This window comes from Devosia sp. (assembly GCF_028290435.1).
GTDB lineage: Bacteria > Pseudomonadota > Alphaproteobacteria > Rhizobiales > Devosiaceae > Devosia.
The window spans coordinates 16,958-40,906 of the sequence record NZ_JAQGJV010000091.1 but is presented as its reverse complement, the minus strand read 5'-3'; the positions used below and the strand labels follow the sequence as shown (position 1 = coordinate 40,906).

The following is a 23,949-nucleotide window of genomic DNA, read 5'->3' as shown; positions in this document are numbered from 1 at the left end:
GAGCTGCCCCTCGGTGGTTACGTGTTATTCTTCGAGGGCTTGGCGATGAAGGATGAGGGCAAGCGGTCGTTCTATTACGACGGCGGTTTGGGCTCGATACGGAGGTCGGCGTAGATTGCGTTGCGTACAGCTTTTGGGAATGGTCCGCTGCAACATTCGTTGGCGGTGTTGCTCATCATGACCACGGACAATTTGTTGATGGGATCCACGAACCAGCGGTGGCCATAGATGCCGCCCCATTCATAGGTGCCTGGCGGTTGCGGGGTATCGGCCGCTTTCGGATCGGTGACGAGCGCCGCGACAAAGCAGAAGGCGCTGCCGGGTTCGCGCACCACGGAGCCGATCTGGTTTTGGGTGGCCATCGCCATGGTCGCTGGCGACAGGATGCTGCCACCGCCCGTGCGCAGGGTTTCGAGGAAAGCCATGAAGTCGGCGGCAGTGCCCACACCGCCGGACCCGCCGGATTGGAACGATCGCGGATTGAAGACGCGGTCGGGGAAAAACGTCACGCCGCCGCTGCCGCCGCGGCCGGGTACGAAGGTCGAGCCCGTCATGCGCGTCGGTGCGCCGCCCGGGTTGTCGGCGTAGGCCGGGCCAAGGCGGCTCGCATCGGATACGAAAAACCCGGTATCCGACAGACCAAGCGGGCCCGTTACATAATGGCAGACGGCGTCGTCGAGCGAACCGCCATGGATGGAGGCCAGCACACCACCCATCACGTCCATGCCCTTGCCGTAGACCCATCCTTCACCGGGGGTGTGTACGAGCGGCACGGTCGCGAGGCGGCGCAAGTTGTCGTGGAGGGAAAGGTCGGTATCGCTCATGCCGCCTGAGACGCCGGCCTTGTCGAAGGCCGGGCCGCCCGCGCCGATCCCGCCGGTATGGGTCAATAGATGCGCCATGGTGATCATCGGCCGTGATCCGTCCGTCAGCGCCGGCGTGAAATAGTCCAGGACATCAGTGACCGGCTGATCCAGGCGCAACAGGCCTTTCTCGATCATCGCCAGGGCAGTGGCGGCAACCAGGGGTTTGGTGAATGAGGCAAGGCGAAAAATTGCGTCGTCCCGCATTGCGATACCCGCCTCGCGGTCATGCAATCCGGCTGTGTTGGCGTAGACGAGCTGCCCATCCTTGCAGATACGGATGACGCTGCCGACGATGCGGTGTTCGGCAATCGCCATTGCGACGACGCCATCCAGTCCTGTCCAGTCCGCCATGGCGCCTGTCTCCCGATACGGTGCCTACCAGGGCACCACCTGGCAATCGTAGCCGTAATGCAGCCCGCTCGTGGTTGGCGTCAGGCTGGCGATCACTTCGCGCATGCCGCTCACCGACTGTTCCGGCGTCAGGTCTCCGGCAAACCCGCTCATGCGCGTCTGAACGCGCCCCGGCCGCAGGGCAACCGTCATGCAGCCCCAGTCGCGCCAGTCGATCGAAAGATTGCGCAGCACCTGGTTGAGGGCGGCCTTGGAGGCACGATAGGCGAATTGCCGCGGCAGCTTGTACAAGGTCGCCGAAGCCGCGAGGCTTGATATGGCGGCGAGCACCTTGCCGTCGCCCGCACGCAGATTGGGCTCGAGCAGGCTCGCCAGGTGAAGCGGCGCAAAGGTGTTGGTCAGCATGATCTTTTGCCAATGCTCGGGCGTGATCGCCTCGGGCGGCAAATCCTCGTCAGGGCTGATGCCGGCATTGATGATGACCACATCGATCGGCCGTCCACCGAGCCGGCCAGCCATGGCGGCAGCGCTCTTGTCATCCATGGCGTCATAGCGGAACTCGACGATATCGTAGCCCAGGCTGGCAAAGTCCTTCGGCGCGAAGGGTGTGCGGTTGGCGGCGATGACCTGCCAGCCGGCGGCGGTATATTGGCGGGCAAACTCCAGCCCGATACCCCGATTGGCGCCGGTAATCAAAACACTTGGCATCTTGGATCCCCTAAACCGTCACCACGGCACATCGGTGCCGTCATAGCCAATGATGCGGCCCGCATCGGCCGGCGTCAGCTGCTCGACCACGCCCTTCATCCCGGCAACGCTGTCGCGGACGTCGATACCTTTGAAATCGGTCATCTGCGTCGCGACCATGCCGGGCCGCAGCAATGCGCAGGTGATGCCCAGCGGCGCCCATTCCAGCGCCAACGCCGACCACACCGCGTTCAGCCCGGTCTTGGAAGCGCGGTACGTGTATTGCGTGGCCCAATCATTGGCGCTGATGGAGCTCATCAGGCTCGACATCGCCGTGGCAATCCGCATCTGTCCGGCCAGCAGGTTGGGTTTGATCGCGGCAGCCAGCGCCAGCGGCGCGAAGGTATTGGTCGCGACAACCTTGAGGAAGTCTGCCCGCGTCACCTCCGCCGGCTTGGCAGCCAGATTGATGGCAATCCCTGCATTGGCGATCAGCACGTCAATGGGTTCGTTCGCAAGAGTCTGGGCAAGCGCGTCAATCGATGTCTGCTCGGTCACTTGCAGCGGCAGCACCGAGGCGCCGAGCGCCTTGAGGTCGCCGGCTCCGTCGGGGTCACGCGCTGTGCCCAACACTTTCCAGCCGTCCGCAGCGAACTGCCGCGCCAGCTCCAGACCGATGCCGCGATTGGCGCCCGAGATCAAAATTGTTGGCATTGGCGAGAAATCCGAGTGCGTTGCCAGGATCGGTGTATCGTTGGTATACCGTTGACCGTAAGGCATGCAAGCTGTTCCAGATCAGTTTTTAGGAAATCTGCTCAAGTTCTGCTTTTACTCGCGAACGATGCAAACGCCTTGGCAAGTTCGGTCTACATTTGGTATACCAAAAAAGATGCTCCACTCGTGGAGCGTATCAGTTCAAGTCGATACGAGGCGCCATCCAATGCTCGCAGTTCCCGAAATGCCGAACGCTGCGCTTGCCGCCACCGCATCAGCAGCGGAGCAGAAGCCGCTGATCGAACTGGCCCATGTCGGCGTGACTTTCCAAACAAAGCGTGGTGACCCAGTGGTCGCGGTTGACGACTTCAACCTGACTATCAACAAGGAAGAAATCTTCTCCCTGTGCGGGCCGTCCGGCTGCGGCAAGTCGACCGTAGTGCGCATGCTGGCCGGATTGCTCAAGCCCACAAGCGGCGACATCTGGATCGGTGGCGGTGCCAGGGCGCGCGGGTTTTCCGAGGTGGCGATCGTATTCCAGCGCCCGACGCTGCTGCCGTGGTCGAGCGTAATCAACAATGTTCTCTATCCCGTAAGGGTGCTGCGTCGAGTGACGGCCGCCGACCGGACCCGCGCCATGGAACTGCTTGACCTCGTCGGTCTGGCCGACATGGCTGAAAGCATGCCCAATGAATTGTCGGGCGGCATGCAGCAGCGCGCCGCTATCGCCCGCAGCCTCATTCTCGATCCCAAGATATTGCTGATGGACGAACCGTTTGGAGCGCTCGACGCGTTGACGCGAGAGGATTTGCAGCTTGACCTGCTCGATATTCATGCCAGCACCAGAAAAACCATCCTGCTGGTCACCCATTCGATCAGCGAGGCCGTGCTGCTGTCAGATCGGGTAGCGGTCATGTCGGCCCGCCCGGGTCGATTGCAGGACTTGATCGATATCGACATTGCCAAGCCACGCTCACACGAAACCGCCGCGGTGCCTGCGTTCCTCGACTATTCCAAGCGTATCCGCGACGACATCTTTGGACCCCGCGCCAAAAGGGAGATCACCCGATGACCGCCACGCAGCGCCGCATCGTCCTGCCCCTCGTCGCTTTCATCCTGTTCCTGGCGCTGTGGCAGATCGCGAGCTGGGTCTTCGCCATCCCCGTCTATCTGATGCCCTCGCCCCTCGAGATCGTCAGAGGCGGCGCTCGGCTCGGTCCGGCCCTGTTCTCCAATACGCTGGAAACGCTGACCACGATCCTGATCGGCTTCGCCCTGTCCTGCCTTGTCGGCATTCCGCTTGGCGTCCTAGTTTCGGTCAATCGTTTGACGTCGGAAGCAATCTATCCGTTGATCGTGTTCCTCAACGCCATTCCCATCGTGGCCATTGCCCCAATTCTCGTCGTGGTCTTCGGGACCGACATGACCGCACGGCTAATCATCGTCACGTTGATCGCGTTCTTCCCGATCATGGTGGCGACCGCCACCGGTATCCTCGATACACCCGAGGAAATGCTGGACCTAGCCCGCGTCGCCGGCGCTTCGCCGCTGGCCGAGATCATCACCGTGCGGCTGCCCCACGCCGTGACCTTTATTTTCGGCGGGCTGCGCATCGGCGTTACGGTGGCGGTTGTCGGCGCCGTGGTGGCCGAGTTCGTCAATGCCAATAAGGGCCTCGGCTTCCTCGTCACCTCATCGACGGCCCAATTCGCCATTCCCACTGCCATGGCCTGCGTGGTCATGCTCGCCATCATCAGCGTGCTGCTCTATGAGGGCATCAACCTACTGCATCGTATGGTTTTTCCCTGGTCCATCCGGCGGGTCGCCGGTCACTGACCCGCGCGGCAAACAAAAAAAGGCGGGTCGCTGGACCCGCTTTTTTCGTCTGATGGGTTTTGTCGTCAGGCCGGCTGGTTGAGTTCCTCGTTGACGATCGAGATCCAGTAGGCCGACCCAAAGGGGATGGCTTCGTCATTGAAATCGTAGCCGGGCATGTGGTTGTTTTTCCACTGCGGTCCGTCGCCATTGCCCATCATCACATTGCAGCCGGGGCGCTCGCGCAACATGTAGGCAAAGTCGTCGGCAGCGTTGATCGGCGGATTGTCGCCGTCGACATTCTCGATGCCCACGACTGCGGCGGCAGCGGCGATCGCCTTGTCGGTCTCGGCCCGCGTGTTGATCAGCGGCGGGTAGCCGCGCTGGTAGTCGATCACGACGGTGCAGTGGCTCATCGCGGCGGCACCCTGGGCAATTTCGGTGAGGCGCTTTTCCAGCAGGTCGCGAATTTCCGGCTTGTGGCAGCGCGTAGTGCCGGTGACGACGATCTCGCTCGGCATGACGTTAAAGCTGAGCCCGCCATGGACCGTGCCGATGCTGAGCACCGCCGATTCGAGCGCGGGCACGTTGCGCGCGATAATGGTCTGGATGCCTAGGATGAACTGCGCCAAGGGGATCGTTGTATCGGTCGACTTTTCCGGCGCGCCGCCATGCCCGCCCGTGCCCTGGAACGTCACGGTCCAGCTATCGGCGCAGGCCAGTTGAGGGCCTGAACGGGTGACGAACTTGCCAACGGGGATGCCTGGCTTGTTGTGTAGCGAATAGACGCTGTCGCAGGGGAAGCGCTGGAACAGACCTTCTTCGATCATGCGCAGCCCGCCAGCGCCGCCTTCCTCGGCCGGTTGGAAAAAGCAGTTCACCGTGCCGGCAAAATCGGGGTTGTTCTTGAGATAGCGGGCCGCGCCCAGCAGCATGGTGGTGTGCCCGTCATGGCCGCAGCCATGCATCTTGTTCGGGTAGGTCGACCGGTGCGCGAAGGTATTGGACTCAACCATGTTGAGCGCGTCCATATCGGCTCGCAGTCCAATAGCGCGGTTGCCGGGACGACTGCCTCGGATCACCGCGACGATACCGGTGCCGGCAATGCCGGTGGTGGCTTCGATGCCCCATTCGTTCAGTTTTTCCAGTACCTTGGCTGCAGTGCGGTGCTCCTCGTAACAGGTCTCAGGGTGCATGTGCAGATCATGGCGGAAGGCCACCATCTCGGGCCCATGCCGACGCAGTGCAGCCAGAATTTTTTCCATCTCCATTGGCGGTTCCTTTTCTTACTTGGCCCATCTGAGGAATAAACGGGCGATAATGCGGCTCGCCCATACGATAGGCGCTGGACGACACACCCACGGTATTCTATTGGTATGCCACTTGCAAACAAGCAATGTTGGACAGGAAGGGAACTACCATGATGGCGAAGCCGCTGGGCGCGCTTGCCGCGCTGGCTCTGGTTCTGCAGGCTGGGACCGCCTTTGCCGCAGATGATGTTGCGTTTCAGCTGGACTGGACGCCGGGCGGCACTTCGGCGGCCTATTATTATGGGGTCGAGAAGGGATGCTTCACCGACCAGGACATCAACGTCACCATTTCGCGCGGCTATGGCGCGGCCGACGCCGTCACCAAGGTTTCCAGCGGCGCGGCCGACTTCTCGGTGACAGATCTTGGCGTCATCATCGGCGCGATCGCCGAGAGCCAGGCGCCGATCAAGGCCATCGTGCCGATCGTTGCGGTTTCTCCCATGGCCCTGGCAGTGCTCGACGACAGCCCGATCAAGACCCTTAAGGATCTCGTAGGCCATTCGGTCGGCTCGTCCGTGGGGAACTCCGCCATGCAGTTCCTGCCGCTGGGCGTGGAACTGGACGGCGGCGACTATTCCAAGGTCGAACAGATCACCGCGGAAGGCTCGGCGCTGAACGGGCTGTTACTGCAGCACCAGATCGATTCCCTGGCCAGCACAATCACGTCTGCGGTCCAGCTCAACTCCATCGCCAGCGCTGCCGGCATGTCGGTTCGCTCGATCCTTTATGGCGACAAACTCGACATCTACAACGCCTCGGTGTTCACTTCGGACGCGATGATCGCCAAGAACCCGGGGCTCGTCGCGCGCTTCGCCAAGGCCGTCGAGTGCTCATACGACGCCGCGCGGGCCAATCCCGAAGCCACCATCGACGCCATCACCGACCAGGTCGAAGGCATGGTGCGAGATACCCAGGTGGCAGCGGTTCCGTTCGCCATGGATTTCGCCTTCAACAACGACGTGTTCAAGAAAAACGGCTACGTCTGGGATATGGCGCGCGTCGACCACAACATCGAAATCGTCAACAAGTCCAATGGCAAGACCAACGACCTGAAGGCTGCAGACATCGTCTACGTTCCCGCGGCCCAGTAACACATTTCGGCGCCGCCGGTTTTTTCCTGCGGCGGCGCCCTCCTTTTGATTCATCGGATTTGCCATGCCCCTTATCACCGCCGACAGCGATGGCGTCTTCGTCATCGCAGTGACCCCTTTCACCGAAACCGGCGCCATCGACACGGCCAGCATCGACAGCGTCACCGATTTCTATTTCGAGAGCGGCGCCGACGGCCTGACCATTCTGGGCATGATGGGTGAAGCGCCCAAGCTGACCCAGGCGGAAGCCATGGAGGTGACGCGTCTGACCCTGAAACGCGCTGGCGACAGACCTGTCGTCGTTGGTGTTTCTGCGGTGGGGCTGGCCGCCATTGGCGAGCTGAGCAACGCCGCTATGGACATGGGCGCCGCCGGCGTCATGGTGGCGCCGCCGCCGACGCTGCGCACCAACGAGCAGATCATCACCTATTATGCCCAGGTCGTCACCACGATCGGCGCCGACGTGCCGATCGTGCTACAGGATTTTCCGCTATCGACCGGCGTGCAGATCAGCACCGTCGCATTGGGCCAGACCATCGAAGCCAATCCCAGCATTGTCATGCTCAAGCACGAAGATTGGCCGGGGCTGGCCAAGATCAGCGCACTGCGGGAGGCCGAGGCCAAGGGTCGCCGTCGGATTTCCATCCTCTGCGGCAACGGTGGCATTTTCCTGCCCGAGGAGATGGCGCGTGGCGCCGATGGGGCGATGACGGGCTTCGGCTACCCCGAGATGATGGTGGATGTCTGCCGGCTGATGGCATCAGGCGAGCATGACCGGGCCCAGGATATCTTCGAGGCCTATCTGCCGCTGGTGCGGTACGAGCAGCAGCCCGGCATTGGCCTGGCTGTGCGCAAGCACGTGCTGGTCAAGCGCGGAGCCATCAAAAGCGCCACCCAGCGAATGCCTGGGCTCATTCTTGCGCCGACAGCCATTGCCGAAGTCGAACGCATGATCTCTCGCCAGCGAAAGCGGCTGGCCGAACTAGCGTGATCAGCCCTTTTTCACGTAGCCTTCGAGGGCGCGCGATGGCAGGCAGGACAGTGCCAATCCGCAGATGCTGAGCAGTCCGGCCGCGACAACCGATATTGTCCACATTGGGGCCCGCGATCGGTCCAAACACGCTAGCCACCGCATAAATGGTGGAAATGTAGGCGCTGTAGCTCGCCCGGCGGTACATTGGCACGCGGTCGGAAATCACGACGAAGGACAGGGTGGTCAAGCCGCCCGCGCCAGCGCCCTGCACCAGACGCGCAGCCACCAGCATGGTGAGGTTTGTGGGCCAGCGTCGAGCCCATCAGGAACAGCCCCACGCGGATCAGCAGCGCCGTCTTGCGGCCGCGCAGATCGGCGATGGCGCCAAGAATCGGGGACGAAGCCGTCGCGGCCAGCAGGTATGCTGTGGGGACCAGGCCAGCATCTCGCCGCCGCCAAGTGCCCCGGAGATATCCCCATGGCCGGCCCGACGATGGTCTCCTCCAGGGCCGCCATGAATAGCGCCAGCAATACCGAGTAGATTACCAGCTTTTCGTTGCGTGCATCGAGTGACGCCGTATCAGCGGAGCCCATTGTGGTCATGTTGGGCCTCGCGATCAAGAGCGGCGTCGGCCCAGAATGAAATCGATGATGGCGTCGCGCACGTGATCGAGATGCTCGCCCATGAGGCGTCGCGACAGTTCGGGATCGCTTCCCGCGACAGCGTTCAGAAGGTCCATGTGTTCGGACGCACCAGACAGCAGCCGATGGGGAATGCGCGATGTGTTGAACAAGTGGGTACGGCGCCGCAAGTCGCGGATGGTTGCAACCACCAAGGGATTTCCGGCCGCCTCGGCGATGGTGCCATGCACCATTTCATCGACCGCCCAGTGATGGGCCGCCGTGATCTCGCTGACATGCACCAGATCATCGATGGCCTTCATGACTGCCTGCGCCGTGTCGGCCGAAAGCCGGCCCGTGGCGCGGGCTGCGGCCTCTACCTCGAGAATGCGTCTCATATCGAGCAGGTTGACATAACTTTCGACACTGACGTCGGCGACCACAAGCATGCGGCCATGTCGGCGAGAGACCAGCGACTCGGCTTCCAGGCGGCCGAGCGCTTCACGCACCGGGGTTCGCGAGATCGAAAGCATCTCCGCCAGCTTGCGCTCCTGCAGCACCGCGCCGGCCTGTAACCGCCCCGAGAGCAGAAGCTCGAGAATTTGCTTGTAGGCAAAGTCACTGAGGCTGACATCGCCAGTAACGCTTATCGCGCGGTCCGGGACCACGACTTCCATTGTGACGTTCAAGACCTTGGTCCTCGCTTCCTCCTGCCGGTAGACCATCGATATACCAAATGTCAACAGCGCAGCGATATAATATGATTATTATAATCATATTTATTAGCCATAATGACCAGCTTGACCGTCGCGTGCCATTGGTATTCCATTGGAACACCAATTATTGCAATCGCCCACTTAGCGGAGACCGACATGGCCATCACCCCCTGGCGCGCCACATGCATCCAGATCGACAGCAAAGTGGCGAGCAACGCCACGACCAAGGCCGAGACATGGGCGATCATCGAGGCCAACCTGGTCAATGCCATCGCCAAGATCGATGAGGCCTGCTCTGGCCCGACGCCACCAAAGCTGGTTGTCCTGCCTGAATTTGCTTTCCAGGGTCCGCCCCGCGCCGCCCCGGTCAGCGAATGGATCGAGCGTGCCTGCGCCAGCATTCCCGGTCCGATCACCGATCGGCTGGCCAACATCGCGCGGAAATTCAAAATCTATATCGCGGGCAACCACTTCGAGGTCGATCCGAAGTGGCCGGACCGGTATTTCAACTCGTCCTTCCTGCTCGGCCCGAAAGGCGAGGTGATCCTGCGCTACCGCCGTATCAACACCGCGAGCTGGACCTCTCCTCATGATATCCTCGACCAATACCGCGAGGCTTATGGCGAGGACGGCATTTTCCCGGTGGTCGATACCGAGCTGGGCCGCATGGCGATCTTCCCCTGCGGCGAAGTGGCGGTACCGGAACTGTCGCGTGTGTTCATGCTCCGCGGCGCTGAAATTCTGCTCCACCCGTCCAACGAGCCCGCCAATGCTCGTGCTGACGCTGCCAAGATTTGCCGTGCCGCTGAAAACATGTGCTACCTGATCAGCACAAATATTTCCGGCAGCATCGGCTTCTCGGACACCGAGCGCGGCGGCCATTCCCAGATCGTGGACTACAACGGCAATTACGTAGCATTTGAGCACGGCGACAAGGAAAGCATTGCCTGCAGCGCCGTAATCGACGTGGACGCCCTGCAGCGGGCGCGTCGCGATACCGGCATGGGCAATGGCCTGCTGCGAACACGCATGGCGATGTACAAATCGTACTTCGAGGCGGCGGAACTCTACCCCGCCAACGCCCTTGCCGACCAGCCGATCGAAACCGCTGCCGACCTGGTGCCGGTCCATAACCAGGCGCTTGCCAACGCCACCAAGGCCGGCATCCTGCGCCCGCAATGATCGCTTCAGGGGCATTGGGGACGCCCGCCGGGCGATCCCTCGTCCGCGGTCGCCACCTGCTGCTGCGGGCGATCGACGACGACAGTGTCGAAACCCTGAACGACGGCGCCATCCTGCAAGTGGATGGCCGGATTGCCGAGATCGGCCCCTTTGCTGAACTCTCGGCGCGCCATGGCGATGTCGAGGTTGTCGGTTCGCCCGACAGCCTGGTCATTCCGGGGCTGGTCGACGGTCACCATCATATCGGCATGACGCCGATCCAGATGGGTAGTCCGGATTTGCCCCTGGAACTCTGGCTGACCCACCAGATGCGCCATCGCACCGTCGATCCCTACCTCGATACGCTGTATTCGGCGTTCGAGCACATCGCCTCGGGCGTAACGGCGGTCCAGCATCTGGGTCGCATGCGTCCCGCGCCCGTAAGCGCCTGGCCCGACGAAGCACGTGCAGTGCTCGCCGCCTATCGCGATATCGGCCTGCGCGTCAGCTACGCATTCTGCAATCGCGACCAGCACCGGCTGGTCTATGCAGAAGACGATATCTTCATTGCCACGCTGCCGCCAGACCTCGCAGCCGACGCGCGGGCGGCCATGGCGCGGCATCATTTTCGTCTGGAAGATTTCGAAACCGACTACCTGGTGCCCATGCTCGAGCAATTCGGCGGCAAAGCCGATCCGCTGGTGCGCCTATGGCTCGCGCCGATCAACCTGGAGCGTGCATCGGACCGCTTGCTGACGCTCACCAGCGAGTGGGCCAACAAATATGGCATGGGCGTCCACTTGCACCTGTCGGAGACGCTATACCAGAAGGAGTTCTCGCGCCGGCGCTTCGGCAAGTCATCGGTGGCCCATCTGGCCGATATCGGCTTTCTCGGGTCGCACCTGACCCTGGGGCACGGCACTTGGGTCAGCGAGGGCGACCTCGACCTGATCCACCGCCACGGCGTTTGCATCTGCCACAATGCCAGCTCCAATTTGCGTTTGCGCAGCGGCATCGCGCCGGTCACGGAATTTGTCCGGCGCGGCATTCCGGTGTCGCTGGGGATCGACGAAGCCGGTCTCAATGATGACCGCGACATGCTGCAGGAAATGCGACTGGTCAAGCATCTGCACGCGGTGCCCGGGCTGTACGAAAAGCCGCTGACGCCAGCGCAGATCTTCCGCATGGCCACGGAGAACGGCGCGCGATCGATCGGCTTCGGCGACGAAATCGGCAGCCTCGCAGTCGGCAAGCGAGCCGATCTCGTCGTTCTGGATTACCGCAAGATGACGGCGCCCTTTACTTCCACTGACACCTCGCCTTTGCAGGTCCTGATTCACCGGGCCAAGAGCGAGCACGTAACGGCCACCATGATCGATGGGCGTATCGTCTATCGCGAAGGCAAGTTCACCTTTGTCGACCGCGACGAGACCATGGCCAGGCTCGCCGCCGACCTCAACCGGCCAGCGCGTCCGGACGAGTTGGCTCGTGCCAGTTTGTCGCGCCGCCTACTGCCGCATCTAGAAAACTTTTACCGCGACTGGACGCTTGAGCCGACGGAGCCCTGGTACAAACTGAACGGGCGATAACTGCGACAAATTTGTTAGTCAGCAATTTCAAAGGGTTATAAAATACGTCACCGTGATGCCCTTGCCATTGTGCCCATTTTTTGACCACCATTTTTGACATGCCCAGCAATACGACAAGTCAATTGACTTCTGATATTCCCTTGGCATACCGTCAGAATGCCAGACAAGAAATGGCCATTACGGGGAAACAAATGAAACACAGTTTGATGCGCGCTTTTGTGCCGCTCTTGAGTGTCGCGCTGCTCAGCGCAACGAGCCTGTCGCAAGCTGCCGCACAGAATCTCGAAAAGGTTAGCCTGCGCCTTGCCTGGATCGCTGGTGGCGTCGACGTGCCCCTGTTCGTTGCGGCGTCCAAGGGGTATTTCAAGGATGCGGGGCTCGACGTCGAGATCGTCGACGGCAATGGCTCGACGGGTACGATCTCTGCAATCGGTTCTGGCGACTTCCAGATCGGCATTGCGGGACTCGGGGCTTTGGCCCAGGCCCAGCAGGCGGCGGGCGCCGACACCATCATTGCCGTTGCGGGCTTGCTGCAGAAAGACCCCAGCTCGATCATTGCGCTCGAGACTTCAGGCATCAAGGCGCCCAAGGATATCGAAGGCAAGCGCCTCGGCATCGACGCCGGCGGGTTCGAAGACTCGATGATCAAGGCCTTTGCGGAAGCCACGGACGTGGACCTGAGTAAGGTCGAAATCATCACCATTGGCGGCGGCGGCGATCGGGTTGCATTGCTCAAGGGCGACGTCGACTTCATTAGCGGCTGGGCCAATCCGGATGGCGACAAGATCGCTGCGATGGCGCCGATCAATCCGCCAATCGTGTTTGCCGACTATGGCGTGAACGTGCTGGGTTCGAGCGTCATTCTGCGTAAGGATTACTTGGCCAGCCACGAAGCGCAGGTGAAGGGTTTCCTCGCGGCGCTTGAAAAAGGCAAGGCTGATACCGCGGCCGATCCGGCCGGTGCGCTGGCGATCTTCATGGAAGCGCGTCCCGACTCCAGTGAAGACGGCATCAAGGCCGAGATGGCCGTGATGCCCAAATACGAGCACACCGCCGCTTCAGAGGGTAAGCCCTATGGCTGGGTTGCACCCGCCGACGTGGCGCTAACCATCTCGCTGCTGGAAAAGTACAGTGGCATGAAGCCGGGCCTGACGCCAGACTCGATCTACAACGGCAGCTATCTGCCAACCGAGTAAGTCCAAATGGGTCGGGTGGTGCCGGCCGGCACCACCCGACCGTCTTTCAGCCTATTTAGGAACGACCAATGGATTTGGGACTAGCCGACAAGCATGCATTGGTTCTGGGCGCCAGCCAGGGGCTGGGTCTCGCCACCGCCCGCGCCCTGCTTGCCGAGGGCGCATGCGTGACGCTGAGCGCCCGCTCGCCGGAGCGGTTGAGCGCGGCTCGCGACGCCCTGCCGGCTGAGCACCGCATCCGTTGCTTTCTGGCGCCGGCCGATCTGGCCGATGCCGATGCGCCGCGCCGGATCATCGATGCGGCGCTGCTCAATGGTCCGGTCGATATCCTGGTCAATAATACCGGCGGCCCGCCGCCCGGCCTGCCCTCCGTCACCAGCGCTGACGATGTCGCCATTCAGTTCGACCGCATGGTCAAGCCGGTGCTGGCGCTGACGATCGAGCTGGTCAAGGGCATGCGCGAGCGCCAGTGGGGCCGTATCCTGACCATCGCGTCCAGCGGCGTGGTCCAACCCATTCCCCATCTGCCTGTGTCCAATGCCCTGCGTTCGACGCTGGTCGGGTTCATGAAGACGCTGGCTGGTGAAGTCGCGCCGGATGGCGTCACTGTCAATGTGCTGTTGCCCGGGCGGATCGCCACTGCGCGCACCGAGACTCTCGATGCCGCGGCAGCACAGCGCAGCGGGCGAAGTGTTGCGGACATCGGCCGTGAATCAGCGGCGACAATCCCGGCCGGCCGCTATGGCACGGTGGAGGAATTTGGCGCGGTTGCGGCCTTCTTGGCCGGGGTGCCGGCCGGCTATGTCACGGGCAGCCTTGTGCGTGTCGACGGCGGCGCCATCCGTTCGGTCTGAGCGGCATTACATTTGCCTTCGGGCACCAGGGAGATGAGCCGAAAGGCACTCAGCAGCACATGAACGTTATGGCAGCACCAGAGACCATCAGAAGCGCCTCGCGACCTCACATTTCCATTTCGGGCGTGTCCAAGACATTTCAGGGTCGCCAAGGCCCGGTCCAGGCCTTGCAGGATATCAACCTGAGCATCGAGAAGGGCGAGTTCGTCTCGATCCTGGGGCCGAGCGGTTGTGGCAAGAGCACGCTGCTGATGCTGCTGTCGGGCCTTTTGCCCGTCACCAAGGGCCGCATCGACGTCGACAAGAAGCACATCGATGGCCCCAATGCCGATGCCGGCATCGTCTTCCAGCAGGATGTGCTGCTCGAGTGGCGCAGCGCCCTGCAGAACATCATGATCCAGGCGGAAATCCGCAAATCCAACATTCCCGAAGCCCGCGAGCGCGCCCGCCAATTGCTCAAGATGGTGTCGCTCACCGATTTCGAGAATTCCTATCCCAAGGAGCTGTCCGGTGGCATGCGCCAGCGCGTCTCGATCTGCCGCGCCTTGCTGCACAGGCCACCATTGCTGCTGATGGACGAGCCCTTTGGCGCGCTGGACGCCATGACGCGCGATCAGTTGCAGATCGACCTGCTGCGGCTGTGCTCGGATAATGACATGACGGTGTTCTTCATCACCCACTCGATCACCGAGGCGATCTTCCTCAGCGATCGCGTCGTGGTCATGTCGCCGCGCCCCGGCCGCATCGAGCGGATCATCGATATCGACCTGCCCCGGCCGCGCCGCCTGTCGATGCGCGAGGATGCCAAGTTCATCGACTACACCCGCGAACTGACCGGCATCTTCAAGAGCCTCGGCGTCTTCCGTGAGGAGTATTGAGCCATGACCACGACCATCGCTGAAACCACCGACGATACCGTGATCGTGCCCAAGCCCAATATGCTGCTGCGCGCACTGATGGCCGTGCCACCGGCACTCTGGACCTTGCTCGTGCTGATCTCGATCTGGGAATTGTCGGTGCAAATCGGCAAGGTGCCAGCCTATATACTGCCCGCGCCGAGCGCCATTGGCGCCGTCTTCTTCAACTATTGGCATCGGCTGCTCCCCAATGCCCTGGTGACGCTGAGCGAAGTGCTGATCGGCTTTATCGGAGCTGTCGTTGTCGGCGTGCCGCTGGCGGTGATGATCGTTTATTCGCGCGCCATGGAGAAAGCCGTCTATCCGCTGATCGTGGCCAGCCAGACTGTTCCCAAGGTGGCGATCGCGCCGTTGCTGCTGACCTGGTTCGGCTATGGCATGACGCCAAAGATCGTCATCGTCATCCTCCTGGCTTTCTTTCCGATCGTGATCAATTCGGTGATGGGCCTCAAATCCTCGTCGCGCGAGATGATCTATCTGGCGCGCTCGATGGGGGCTTCGGGGCTGCAGACATTCTGGAAGTTCCGCCTGCCGCAGGCACTGCCGAGCATTTTCGCGGGGCTGAAGCTGGCCACCGTGCTGTCGGTCATCGGTGCCGTGGTTGCCGAGTTCATCGGCGCCGACAAGGGGCTTGGCTATCTGATCCTGATCGCGGGCGCCAATTTCGACATTACCCGCCAGTTCGCCTCCATCATCCTGATCACGCTGATCGGCGTTCTGTTTTTTGTGACGCTGGAGCAGATGGAGCGGTTCTTTATCCCCTGGAAGGCACGCAGCAATATTGCCGGGGAGGGCTAACCGCCCTCACACACACGCTGACAAAAGGCTCCGGACCAAGGTCCGGGGCCTTTTTGTTTGACGGCAATATAGGCAAAAATAACCCGACGCTTGAGGCGCCGGGTTGAGGTCAGGCGACACTGATGGGGCGTGCTAGAGGTCGAGCACCAGCTTGTCGGTTTTGGCGCCCGAGCAGCAGATCATGATCAATTCGTTGGACGCACGCTCGCGCGAGGAGAGCACATTATCCTTGTGATCGGGCACGCCGGCGAGCACCCGCGTCTCGCAGGTGCCGCAGACGCCTTCGCGGCAGGAATGGGCGACGGGGATGTGGTTGTCCATCAGCACCTGCATGATGCTTTCGCCGGCCGGCACATGGAAGGTCAGGCCGCGCCGCTTCAGCTCGACGTCGAACGCTGTGGTTGGGCGCGCGTTGGTGCCGGCGAAATGCTCGACATGCACGTTCTCGTCCGGACGCCAGCCCGCCGAGGCCTTGAACACCTCGATCATCTTGGATGGGCCGCAGCAATAGATATGCGCAATCTTGGGAATGCCGGCGGCCAGCTTGAGCAGCGGCATAACCTTGCCCGCCTCGGCATCGAAATGCAGGTGCACGCGCCCCGGCGTGATCGCCTCGAGCGCTTCCAGCTCGTCGACAAAGGCGGCGCTGGTGCGATTGCGGGCGGCGTAAAACAGTTTCCACGGCCGGCCCAAAGCTTCGAGCTGCCGGATCATCGCCAGGATCGGGGTAATGCCAATGCCGCCCGCGAAGAAGGCGCTGAGTTCGGCGTCCTCGACAAGCGGGAAGGTGTTGTGCGGCGGATCAACCAGCAGCTCTTCGCCCACAGCCAGCTTGTCCACCACATAGGCCGAGCCACCCCGGCTGGCGAGGTCGCGGTTGACCGCAATGGTATAACGATCCCGCGTTTGCGGGCCGTTGGTCAGCGAATAGGAGCGGCTGAGATCGCCGGGTAATTTGAGATTGATGTGCGCGCCGGCCGTAAAACCGGGCAGGGCCTTGCCGTCGGCCGCGACCAGTTCCACCGCGCGGATCGTCTCGGCGACCTGGTGGATTGCGGCCACGCGCACGGCCAGGGGCCGCGCCTCGGCCGGGGTCGGATGGGTGGCGGCAAATGCTGCCGTACCAGTGTCTTCGGTCTGGGCCAGGGGGGCCGACACTTGCGTGCCGGTCCCCATGCACGTCGCTTCGCTCATTCGGCCGCGGAGAGCTTGGGCTTGTGACCCTTGATCTCGGCCATTTTTTCCTCGTAGCCCTCGAGCCAGTCGGTCCCATAGGGGACCACGATATCTCCGCCACGGGCGTCCTTGGCCAGTTCGGGGTGATCGACGATCTCCGGCAGTTTGCCAGTGGCGGCGAATTCCTTGGCCGCATCGAGCATGACGCGGCGCGTCAGGATGACCATGCGATCCGAGGCCGCCAGGTGTTCCATTTCGCGATCCACCACATAGCCCATGGATTCCTGGATCATCTGGTCCTGCAACGGCACGCCGACGACGCCCGTATAGCTATCGCCATTGCGCTGCCATTCGCGGTCGATGCCGTAGTCATTGGATCGATCCTTGACCGGGCGCCAGCGGCCCTTCCAGTCGGTGGTATTGGGCAGGTATTCGAGCGCCCGGGCGAGGCCGCCGACGGGGGTGCCGTCCTTGTACTTGAGGTTCTTCTTGCGACCCTTGGCGCGACCCAAATCGATGTTGAAGATCATGGTCGAGGTGTCATCGATCGGTACCCAGGCATTGGCCGTGACATTGCCTTCGATCTCGCCCGACGGATAGGTGACCCAGAACGGGAACACGTAGCTGGCGAAGCGATGATGCTCGGTGCCCTCATAAGCATTGCGCTGGGCCGAATACATGGTGCCGAACGGCATGACCGACACGTTGATCTTGGGTGCCTTCTCGGTGACCGTGAACACTTCGGGATCGCTCATGTCGAGCTTGTCGCCATCGACGCCACCCACATGCAGAAAACCCAGATGGGAAGTATCGATGTCACCTTCCAACGCCTGCATGTAATTGCAGTCGCGGTGGGTGAGCGCGATATTGCGGTCGTCGGGCTCGCCCAGGATGGCTTCGAGCTGCGGCAATTCCGGAGGATTTTCTTGCCGTTCGCCCATATAGGCAAACACCACGCCACCGGATTCCTTGACACGATAGGCGATGGCCGGGGTGCCGGCCGGATACTTGGACTTGTCTTCCAGATTGGGTTGGTCCAGGCACTTGCCAGTCACATCGAACTTCCAGCCGTGATAGGCGCAGCGAATGCCGCCCAACTCGTTGCGACCGAAAAACAACGATGCGCAGCGATGCGGGCAGCGGTGATCGAACACGCCGACGGCGCCATTGCTGTCGCGGAAGGCGACGAGCTTTTCGCCCAGGATCATCAGGCGAACCGGATCTCCATCGGCCTTGAGTTCGGAGCCCAGACACACCGGCATCCAGAACTGACGAAAGAAATTGCCCATCAGCGTGCCCTTGCCGACCTGGCTGAGCTCCCGGTTTTCTTCTGCTGTGATCATCTTGGTCTCCTAATGAGCGGACTGGGCCACGGGCTCGGAAGCGCCGGCTGGCAAAGGGATGAGAATATGTGCCCGTTCCATGTTCTGGCGCGCGATGGCCAGCGCGGCGCGAACTTCGGCGGTGTCGGTCATCGGTGCATCGCGGAAATGATCGGGCGGATAGAAGTGGGCGCCGCTGTAATAGGGCACGTACATCTCGTAACGCGCCCGCAGCAGCGGGTTGGACAGGCCGGTATCGATCCGGCGGTCGCAGCGCAGTGCCTCGATGTCGATGATGGCACTGACAGCAACGCTCTCGCCGGCATCGTCCTGAAATGCCAGCGTGTTGCCATGGTGATCGATGATGTGGGAGCGCCCGCCGAAGATCGAATTGTCCGGCGAAAAGCCGATCGGGCCGGCCACGTTGGCGCTGACCAGATAGACCATGTTCTCGGCAACGCGCGTCAACTTGGCTGCTTCTTGGGCATCGGTGCGCTTGGAATTGGTCGGGTGCAGTATGACTTCGGCGCCTTGCATCATCATCACGCGCGATACTTCAGGCACGCTGATCTCGCCGCAAGGCACCAAGCAAAGCCGGCCCAGCGCCGTATCGACCACTGGGAACACCTTGTCCTGCGGCGTCGCGGCCATGTAGTCGCTCATGAAATCATGCACCGATGGGAACGCCGCCGTATTGACGCGGCGGTAGTTGAGAACGATCTCCCCGCTTGGGTCGATCAGGAACGAGGAATTGAAGTAGCGTCCCGGCCATTCCGGCGGCGCTTCGAACAGGTTGCCGGCGATGAAAATCTTCTCGCGCTTGGCCAGGTCCTGCAGGGGTTCGGTCAGTGGACCGGGAATGCTGGAACAAGCGCGCTTGATCCAGTCCTGCACGCCCATATGCAGGGGCGGACCCTGCATCGCAAATTCTGGAAACACCACGAGGGCCGGCTTTTCGTCCGAGGCGCACGCCTGTTCGATCAGTCCGATCAGGCGATCCACGTTGCGCTGGATGACCACTGTGGCCTCGGCGTCGCTGGCGGCCTGCGAGGCGCGCTCGCTGCGCATCTGAATGCTGGTTGCACGCCACGGTGGGATCGGCATATGGCCTCCTAAGCTTGGCGGGCCAATTGCACGCCAATGGTATACCATAGGTTTAACGTAGGGATTTCTCATTGCCAAGCCCTATCCGGGCCCTGGGCGCTAGAATTTCCGCAGCCTCAAAATCATGCCTATTTCGGCGTCATGTCGACGATTGATCTGTGCATGGCATACCGGGGTCATCCCAAAAGTCTTCCAACGCGGTAGGGATTGGGGTTATCAGTGCGGTGACTGGGGAACGCCATGCAAGAAACCAATGTGTCAGCACTCAATACCAAGCTTCTGCAAGCCGATGGGCCGACGCTGACCGAACAAGTCTACGAACAGCTGATCGATATCCTGATTCGCGGCGAACTGCGTCCAGGCGATGTCATCGTCGAGCGCCGCATGGCCGAACGCCTCAACGCATCGCGCACCCCGGTACGCGAAGCTCTGGGGCGCCTCGAGGCTGAGGGACTGGTCTACAAGCAGCCCAGCCGCGGCGTGACGGTCAGCCCGTTCTCCACCGAAGCATTCGTCGAATTGCTCAACGTGCGCCAGTTGCTTGAATCCGAGGCCGCGCGGCTTGCGGCCGGACGCATCGATAAGGGCAGGGTAGAGGCCATTCGTGCGGCGTTGATCGAATTGGGCACAAGAAGCAACCCGACGCTGAGCGAAATCTGGGATGTCGATGACATCCTGCATGGCGAGATCGCCAATGCGGCCGGCAATTCGTTGCTCACCGGCATGATCCGCGACCTGCGCCGGCGCACCCATGTTTTCAACGCCTACCGGAACCCGGCAACCCACAAGTTCGGCGTCGATGAAAACCTCGCGTTGCTCGATGCTGTTGTGAGCGGCGACCAGGAACGGGCCCGCGGCGCCATGGCCGAGCATATCGAAAGCGTCAAAGTGGCCATCATCGACCGGCTGTCCGGATCAAAGCGCTGACCGGACGCATCAGCCTCGGGCCACGAACTTGCCGTGACCCGGCAAGGCCGCGACGATTGATCCGTCCCAAACCGCCACGCCCCTGACAAACGTGGCGCTGGGCGCTACCGCAAATGTCTGCCCGTCATAGGCACTCCAACCCGGGCCACTCGGGTTGCGCTTTGAGTCATAGACCATCGGTTCGGGAGCCAGCACGGCAATGTCGGCGTCATAGCCAGGGGCCAGGCGGCCCTTTTTGCTGAGCCCGAAAAACCGCGAGGGTGCATCGCTGAGCAGTTCGGCCGTCATGAGCGCTGCCCGGTCGGCTCCAAAACGCTTTTGGGCGGCGGTAAAGAAGGCCGGCAGCAGCGCTTCCAGCCCCGGCATCCCGGCCGCGACGTCGAAAATCGAGGCGTTCTGCTTACGCTCCAGCGGCCAGGCGCTGTGATCGGACGAAACGAACGTGCAGCCGCCATTTTCCAGCACGGTCCAAAGGGCTTCGGTCTGCCCGGGCCGGATGGGCGGATTTACCTTGAGCAGCCCGCCCAGACGCTTCATGTCTTGCTCGGCGTCGAACAGCAGGTAGTGCACGCACATTTCCGCTGTGGCCTTGGCGCCGCGCGTGCGATACGCCGCCACCAGGTCAAACCCCTCGGCGATCGAGATATGCACGATATGGGCATGCGCGCTGGTCGAAGCGCCCAGCTCAAGGAAGTTGGCAGTCGCCGTCAGTTCGGCCACGGGCGGCCGGCTGTCGCTATGGTGTTCCGGACCCGTCTTGCCGGCAGCGGCAAATTCCCTGGTCAGTTTGGCGACGATTTCCTGATCTTCGTTATGCAGCCCCAACGGCAGGCCTGAACCGTCAAGTGCCTGCAGCAGCTGCAGGGTCGCCGCGTTGCCGATGCGCGGAAACCGGTCGGGATGCGCCTCGAACGAGGAAATCTTGAACGCGCAAACGCCGCCGTCGATCAACCCTTGTACATCGGCCAGATTGGGCGATGTCGGCACCGTCCCATAGAGCGCGACATCACAGATCGACAGGCTCTCGATCGCGGCGATCTTGTCGGCGAGCACCGCTGCGGTGGTCACTGGCGTGGGATGGTCGTAAGGCATGTCGACAATAGTGGTCACGCCACCCATCACCGCGGCGTGGCTGGTCGGCCCCATACCGGCAAAGCCGATCTGACTGCCGGCGTGGGTTTGCCCGTCAACCGCGCCCGGGAGAATCCAGGAAGCCCCAAAATACCGCGTGTCGCGCGCTTCAGGCAGCGCCCCGGTGCCGATCGCCACGATCGTTCCCGCATTGATCGCCAGCCAGCCGCGGTCCAGGATTTCAGTGGGGGTGACCACGCGCCCTGCCACAACAAGATCATACATGCGCTCATCTCATCGTTGAATGTAGCACTCCAAAATTTTGGCGTGCACTTGGCATTCTGATGGTGTACCAATTTTAAGCGCATTTGGAAAGCCATCCGAAACCGCTTAATCAGGACCCTTGATGCTGTACGATTTGACCATCCTGTCATTGCTCCCCAACACTCTGGGTGCGGTGCTCCCCCTGCTGCCGCAGACCTACAAATCTTTCTCCAGCACCGGGCAGACCATTGGCTGCTTTTCCTGCGAATTTGGCGTTCTCAACCGCTTCGCCTTCCTGACCACCTATGAGAATGCCGAGGCAATCGCCGAGGACCGCGCCCGGCGGCTGCAGTCGGAAGACCCCTATGGCATTGCGCCCTATCTGGGCGGCGTCGACAGCCGAGCATTTTCGCCGCTGTTTTTTGCCAAGCCGGTCGTGCCCGGGAGTTACGGTCCGTTCTACGAGTTCCGCACCTACACCGTGGCTCCCGGCGGCCTGCCTGAAACGGCCGAAGCCTGGAGCAAGGTGATGGACCGCCGCAACGAGATGTCGCCGCTGCTGACCATCATGGGCTCGCTTGAAGGTGCGCCGCTACGCATGGTCCATATCTGGCCTTATCATTCCATAGAAGACCGCGTCAAAGCGCGCGGCCAAGCGAGCAAGGAAGGGATCTGGCCGCCTCCGGGCGGCTCTCACAAGCTGACCTCGCTGCAATCCGAACTGTTCCTCGCCACTGCCTTCTCCGATCTGAAATAGGATCGAACATGTCGGTGACCGCTGCCCGCCTGCAAGCCCTTGGCATCGTCCTTCCAGTGGCGCCAGCACCGATTGCTCGCTTCGTGCCGGTGGTGCGGGCGGGCGACCTCCTGTTCCTGTCCGGCCTTGCGCCGCTGGGGCCAGACGGCAAGCCTTTCATTGGCAAGGTGGGCGTCGACTACACCGCCGAAGAGGCCCAGCAGTTCGCTCGCATTGTGGGTCTCAACCTGCTGGCAGTCATGCACGACGTGCTCGGGGACCTTGACCGCATCGTGCGCATCGTCAAGGTTCTGGGCCTGGTCAATGCGGTTCCCGATTTCACCCGGCATCCTTTCGTCATCGACGGCTGCTCAGACCTGTTTGCCGATGTCTTCCCCGACATGCCGGGCCATGCCCGCACCTCGATGGGGGCGGGCTCCCTGCCCAACGGCATCCCGGTCGAAATCGAAGCCGTGGTGCAAGTCCGCGATGGTCACAACGCCGACTTCACCGCTTCATTGCTGCCCTATGCCGGTATTCAGTAGCGCGCTGCCGCCACAGCTCGTGCAGCGGAGGCTATTGCCACCACAACCGTGCACCGGGCCTCTGGATGAAGCCTTAATTACGGCATGGCCTGTTCGCTGTTTCCATCGCGCCCATCTAAGCCAAGGTCTTGGTGATCCCAAACGATAGAGACGCAGCCAACGCTTCACCTGCCGACCAGCATTCCAGGCAGCCCTTCCCCGGTGGCGGGTCGCGACCCCATTGCGGTCGTTCGGAGTTGCGGGCCGTTTTTCCTTAACTGCCGGTACGGCAAATATGATCAATTCCCATGATGCCCGGTCACTGCCAGGCGCATACCTTCGCTCGATCGTTCAGCCAGCATGCGCCGTCTCTGCGGAGCTCGCCGAGGTCATCATGGGCATGGGTGGCGCCTTCGCCCCCGTTCCAAAAGCCATGCGGTGGGTCACCGTCTTGCGCCACGAAGATATAAGCAAATGTCTGAGGCTGGGCCTTTTCGATGACCTCGAAGCTTGCTTCACCCTCATCTAAGGGTTCGAAGTCACATGGTCCATCTGCCCAGGTCGTGCCGTCCACCTCGATCCAGCATCGACTGATGTCCCGCGCCGACGTAGCGTAGGTAGTGGCCAGCAGTGCTAGAACGATAATCAATGGTCGCATCGTGCTCGCCCTCTTATGACGCCGCCATGGCATACGCCATGAATATGGGTAGAGCATTTTGAATGTGCTGGGGGAAGCCTGCAACAAGAGGGGCCACACGGACCTGTAGGATGCCAGCCTGGTCCAGTTGCTGATGGACTTCGGCATTGACTCCATGTCCATCCATGCGATCGACCCGTCGCGACGGCAGCTGCCTAAGCGTGTTGTCGCGGCGATTGATGCAATCGCCGCAGCGCTCACCGCAGCGATTTTCCGATATCCAAGTGATGATCCAGGAGCGAGGGCGTGCACCGTCATGCTGGGAGTTGGGACTGTCAGCTTTCGCGATGCAGTTAACCAAAAGCAGACAGACTGCATTCCACCCCTTTTCGGCCATAACCTGCGCATTTGGTGGAAAGCATTGGCACTACCACAACGCCGGAACTGGGCTCAAAGCAGCCAGTACATGTGAAGTACCTGCAGCCCCAAATGACAGATCAACGAGGCTCGCTTCCTCGATTTGAATATC

24 protein-coding genes are annotated in these 23,949 nt (G+C 61.7%); 13 read left to right on the top strand and 11 right to left on the bottom strand.

From position 1 onward, the window contains the following. Window positions 1–74 precede the first annotated feature (74 nt). The 3 genes from JWP26_RS20405 to JWP26_RS20395 are packed head-to-tail and all read right to left on the bottom strand — an operon-like array spanning window position 75 to window position 2,618. Window positions 75–1,181: a serine hydrolase gene (locus JWP26_RS20405; protein ID WP_299732239.1), complete on the bottom strand. Its 1,107-nt coding sequence runs from the start codon at window positions 1,179–1,181 to the stop codon at window positions 75–77. A 60-nt stretch (window positions 1,182–1,241) separates the two neighbouring features. After that, on the bottom strand, window positions 1,242–1,925 hold the full coding sequence (locus tag JWP26_RS20400; RefSeq protein WP_299732236.1) for an SDR family NAD(P)-dependent oxidoreductase: 684 nt from the start codon (window positions 1,923–1,925) through the stop codon (window positions 1,242–1,244). Window positions 1,926–1,943: 18 nt separating this feature from the next. Then, window positions 1,944–2,618 carry an SDR family oxidoreductase gene (locus JWP26_RS20395; RefSeq protein ID WP_299732233.1) on the bottom strand — a complete coding sequence of 225 codons (675 nt, stop codon included), beginning with the start codon at window positions 2,616–2,618 and terminating at the stop codon, window positions 1,944–1,946. A 226-nt stretch (window positions 2,619–2,844) separates the two neighbouring features. Between JWP26_RS20395 and JWP26_RS20390 the strand changes: the two genes are divergently transcribed. Both JWP26_RS20390 and JWP26_RS20385 read left to right on the top strand, forming a co-directional pair. Further along, a complete protein-coding gene (locus tag JWP26_RS20390) occupies window positions 2,845–3,690 on the top strand; it encodes an ABC transporter ATP-binding protein (protein WP_299732230.1) in 846 nt (281 codons plus the stop codon). Continuing rightward, window positions 3,687–4,454, top strand: a complete 768-nt coding sequence (locus tag JWP26_RS20385; RefSeq protein WP_299732227.1) for an ABC transporter permease — start codon at window positions 3,687–3,689, stop codon at window positions 4,452–4,454. The genes JWP26_RS20390 and JWP26_RS20385 overlap by 4 nt, the downstream gene beginning before the upstream one ends. Before the next feature lie 65 nt (window positions 4,455–4,519). Here the strand turns inward: JWP26_RS20385 and JWP26_RS20380 are convergent, their stop codons facing one another. Then, window positions 4,520–5,704 (bottom strand): M20 aminoacylase family protein, encoded by a 1,185-nt coding sequence (locus JWP26_RS20380; protein ID WP_299732224.1) that lies wholly within the window; start codon window positions 5,702–5,704, stop codon window positions 4,520–4,522. Between the two features lie 149 nt (window positions 5,705–5,853). On the opposite strand from JWP26_RS20380, the gene JWP26_RS20375 reads away from it, so the two are divergent. Beyond that, window positions 5,854–6,834 carry an ABC transporter substrate-binding protein gene (locus JWP26_RS20375; protein WP_299732221.1) on the top strand — a complete coding sequence of 327 codons (981 nt, stop codon included), beginning with the start codon at window positions 5,854–5,856 and terminating at the stop codon, window positions 6,832–6,834. Window positions 6,835–6,898: 64 nt separating this feature from the next. Continuing rightward, window positions 6,899–7,825, top strand: a complete 927-nt coding sequence (locus JWP26_RS20370; RefSeq protein WP_299732218.1) for a dihydrodipicolinate synthase family protein — start codon at window positions 6,899–6,901, stop codon at window positions 7,823–7,825. Here JWP26_RS20370 and JWP26_RS22445 read toward each other — a convergent pair. Beyond that, entirely contained in the window at window positions 7,746–8,099 is a 354-nt protein-coding gene (locus JWP26_RS22445) for an MFS transporter (protein ID WP_367184186.1), read from the bottom strand. The genes JWP26_RS20370 and JWP26_RS22445 overlap by 80 nt on opposite strands. A gap of 325 nt (window positions 8,100–8,424) precedes the next feature. After that, the gene (locus tag JWP26_RS20365) at window positions 8,425–9,117 is read right to left on the bottom strand and encodes a GntR family transcriptional regulator (protein WP_299732215.1); all 693 of its coding nucleotides are present in this window, start codon (window positions 9,115–9,117) and stop codon (window positions 8,425–8,427) included. A gap of 183 nt (window positions 9,118–9,300) precedes the next feature. Here JWP26_RS20365 and JWP26_RS20360 point away from each other — a divergent pair, with 183 nt between their 5' ends. From JWP26_RS20360 to JWP26_RS20335, 6 genes are all read left to right on the top strand, one after another. Beyond that, the gene (locus tag JWP26_RS20360) at window positions 9,301–10,326 is read left to right on the top strand and encodes a nitrilase-related carbon-nitrogen hydrolase (protein WP_299732212.1); all 1,026 of its coding nucleotides are present in this window, start codon (window positions 9,301–9,303) and stop codon (window positions 10,324–10,326) included. After that, window positions 10,323–11,894 carry an amidohydrolase family protein gene (locus tag JWP26_RS20355; protein WP_299732209.1) on the top strand — a complete coding sequence of 524 codons (1,572 nt, stop codon included), beginning with the start codon at window positions 10,323–10,325 and terminating at the stop codon, window positions 11,892–11,894. The genes JWP26_RS20360 and JWP26_RS20355 overlap by 4 nt, the downstream gene beginning before the upstream one ends. A 191-nt stretch (window positions 11,895–12,085) precedes the next feature. Beyond that, the gene (locus tag JWP26_RS20350; protein WP_299732206.1) at window positions 12,086–13,090 is read left to right on the top strand and encodes an ABC transporter substrate-binding protein; all 1,005 of its coding nucleotides are present in this window, start codon (window positions 12,086–12,088) and stop codon (window positions 13,088–13,090) included. 68 nt (window positions 13,091–13,158) lie between these two features. Further along, complete coding sequence (locus tag JWP26_RS20345) at window positions 13,159–13,944, top strand: SDR family NAD(P)-dependent oxidoreductase (protein WP_299732203.1); 786 nt, start codon at window positions 13,159–13,161, stop codon at window positions 13,942–13,944. 125 nt (window positions 13,945–14,069) lie between these two features. Beyond that, window positions 14,070–14,822 (top strand): ABC transporter ATP-binding protein, encoded by a 753-nt coding sequence (locus JWP26_RS20340; RefSeq protein ID WP_367184185.1) that lies wholly within the window; start codon window positions 14,070–14,072, stop codon window positions 14,820–14,822. 3 nt (window positions 14,823–14,825) lie between these two features. After that, window positions 14,826–15,659, top strand: coding sequence for an ABC transporter permease (locus JWP26_RS20335; RefSeq protein ID WP_299732197.1), 834 nt, complete (start codon window positions 14,826–14,828; stop codon window positions 15,657–15,659). A gap of 132 nt (window positions 15,660–15,791) precedes the next feature. Here JWP26_RS20335 and JWP26_RS20330 read toward each other — a convergent pair whose 3' ends face one another. From JWP26_RS20330 to JWP26_RS20320, 3 genes are read right to left on the bottom strand one after another with little or no spacing between them, the layout of a single operon-like run. Next, window positions 15,792–16,853, bottom strand: a complete 1,062-nt coding sequence (locus tag JWP26_RS20330; RefSeq protein WP_299732194.1) for a PDR/VanB family oxidoreductase — start codon at window positions 16,851–16,853, stop codon at window positions 15,792–15,794. Beyond that, a complete protein-coding gene (locus JWP26_RS20325) occupies window positions 16,850–18,178 on the bottom strand; it encodes a Rieske 2Fe-2S domain-containing protein (RefSeq protein ID WP_299732191.1) in 1,329 nt (442 codons plus the stop codon). Before JWP26_RS20325 ends, JWP26_RS20330 begins: the two co-directional genes overlap by 4 nt. Window positions 18,179–18,187: 9 nt before the next feature. After that, complete coding sequence (locus JWP26_RS20320) at window positions 18,188–19,261, bottom strand: nitrilase-related carbon-nitrogen hydrolase (RefSeq protein ID WP_299732188.1); 1,074 nt, start codon at window positions 19,259–19,261, stop codon at window positions 18,188–18,190. A 240-nt stretch (window positions 19,262–19,501) separates the two neighbouring features. On the opposite strand from JWP26_RS20320, the gene JWP26_RS20315 reads away from it, so the two are divergent. After that, window positions 19,502–20,188 (top strand): GntR family transcriptional regulator, encoded by a 687-nt coding sequence (locus JWP26_RS20315; RefSeq protein WP_299732185.1) that lies wholly within the window; start codon window positions 19,502–19,504, stop codon window positions 20,186–20,188. Window positions 20,189–20,197: 9 nt separating this feature from the next. Here JWP26_RS20315 and JWP26_RS20310 read toward each other — a convergent pair whose 3' ends face one another. After that, window positions 20,198–21,544, bottom strand: a complete 1,347-nt coding sequence (locus JWP26_RS20310) for an amidohydrolase family protein (RefSeq protein ID WP_299732182.1) — start codon at window positions 21,542–21,544, stop codon at window positions 20,198–20,200. Window positions 21,545–21,665: 121 nt separating this feature from the next. On the opposite strand from JWP26_RS20310, the gene JWP26_RS20305 reads away from it, so the two are divergent. Next, on the top strand, window positions 21,666–22,280 hold the full coding sequence (locus JWP26_RS20305; RefSeq protein ID WP_299732179.1) for an NIPSNAP family protein: 615 nt from the start codon (window positions 21,666–21,668) through the stop codon (window positions 22,278–22,280). An 8-nt stretch (window positions 22,281–22,288) separates the two neighbouring features. Further along, a complete protein-coding gene (locus tag JWP26_RS20300) occupies window positions 22,289–22,804 on the top strand; it encodes a RidA family protein (RefSeq protein WP_299732177.1) in 516 nt (171 codons plus the stop codon). A 298-nt stretch (window positions 22,805–23,102) separates the two neighbouring features. On the opposite strand, the gene JWP26_RS20295 is transcribed toward JWP26_RS20300, so the two are convergent. Further along, on the bottom strand, window positions 23,103–23,441 hold the full coding sequence (locus JWP26_RS20295; RefSeq protein WP_299732175.1) for a hypothetical protein: 339 nt from the start codon (window positions 23,439–23,441) through the stop codon (window positions 23,103–23,105). Window positions 23,442–23,949 lie beyond the last annotated feature (508 nt).